The sequence below is a fragment of the Streptomyces sp. NPDC015139 genome (assembly GCF_043079785.1).
GTDB classification, from domain to species: domain Bacteria; phylum Actinomycetota; class Actinomycetes; order Streptomycetales; family Streptomycetaceae; genus Streptomyces; species Streptomyces albidocamelliae.
Genome location: NZ_JBIBUW010000069.1, coordinates 1 through 1,367, shown reverse-complemented (window position 1 = coordinate 1,367; position 1,367 = coordinate 1). Strand labels below are relative to the sequence as shown.

Below are 1,367 nucleotides of genomic sequence, written 5' to 3'. Positions count from 1 at the left end.
ACGAACGAGTGCGTGAGCCGCATGCCCGTGAGCTGGTGCGAGCAGTCCCTCGACATGCTCAACGATGCGCCGGTGAATGTGTGGGATCGGGAACTCGAAGAACTCTTCCTGCGGACCGGGAGCCGCTTCACCCGGATCGAGCCCCGCAGGCGGATGCGGGACTACGTACGCGGCTTGCTCGCTCCGGTCGGCCGCAAGAACGGGTGGCAGCTCGCCGAGTGGGCCGGCCACGCCACCCCGGACGGATTGCAGTATCTGCTCTCCCGCAGCCGCTGGGACGCCGACAGTGTCCGCGACGACCTGCAGCAGTACGTGGCTGACCAACTCGGCGATGACGACGGCGTGTTGATCGTCGACGACACCGGCTTCATCAAGAAGGGGACCACCTCCGCCGGAGTGCAGCGCCAGTACTCCGGCACCGCCGGACGCACCGAAAATTGCCAGATCGGCGTCTTCGCCGCCTATGCCACCAGCCGGGGACACGCTCTCGTCGACCGTGACCTCTATCTGCCGAGGTCCTGGACCGACGACCGCGACCGCTGCCAGGCCGCCCACATCCCCGACGACCGTACTTTCGCCACCAAGAACGCCCTCGCCTGCGACATGATCCGCCGGGCCCATGCCTCCCCCCTGCGCTTCCGCTGGGTCACCGCGGACGCCGCCTACGGCCAGGACAGCCGCTTCCGCCGCTTCCTCGAAGACGACCTGAAGCTCCACTACGTCGTGGCCGTCCCCAAGTCCCAACAGGTCCACGGCCCGCGCATTGAGGACCGTATCCGCCGTGAGGCCCCGCCGGAGGCATGGCAGCGCTTGTCCGCCGGCCCGGGAGCCAAAGGCGAACGCTGCCACGACTGGGCCGGCGCCCTCCTGCCCGTCGTCGAGGAACGCGACGGCGACAAGCCCACCCGCAGGCGGTGGATGCTGGCCCGCCGCAGCATCACCAACCCCGAGGACATCGCCTACTTCCTGGCCAGCGCTCCGCTGGACGCCACCCTCGCCGACCTGGCACGGATCGCCGGATGCCGCTGGAAGATCGAAGAATGCTTCCAGTCCGCGAAGAACGAGTGCGGCCTCGACGAGTACGAGGTCCGCCGTTACACCGGCTGGTACCGGCACATCACCCTCGCCATGCTCGCCCACGCGTTCCTCGCTGCCATCGCCGCCCAGGAACGCGAAAGGGGGGTCCCGGCGACGACACGCCCGATCTCGTGGACCTCACACCGGCCGAGATCCGCCGTCTCCTGGCAGCTGAACCCCCGCACCACCCCGCACGCCGCAACCACACGCTGACCTGGTCACGGTGGAGACGACGCCACCAGGCACGCGCCCGCCAGAGCCACTATGAACGGCGCGGCTACCTGTTCGCC

At 68.9% G+C, this 1,367-nt stretch carries 1 protein-coding gene; it reads left to right on the top strand.

Annotated features, from left to right (window positions below; genetic code table 11):
* Positions 1-54 precede the first annotated feature (54 nt).
* Positions 55-1,290 carry an IS701 family transposase gene (locus tag ACF08B_RS41650; protein ID WP_392322232.1) on the top strand — a complete coding sequence of 412 codons (1,236 nt, stop codon included), beginning with the start codon at positions 55-57 and terminating at the stop codon, positions 1,288-1,290.
* Positions 1,291-1,367 lie beyond the last annotated feature (77 nt).

What these genes read in the sequence shown, in the direction of transcription:
- ACF08B_RS41650 (WP_392322232.1), top strand. Translation starts at nt 55, where the DNA reads ATGCTCAACGATGCGCCGGTGAATGTGTGGGATCGGGAACTCGAAGAA.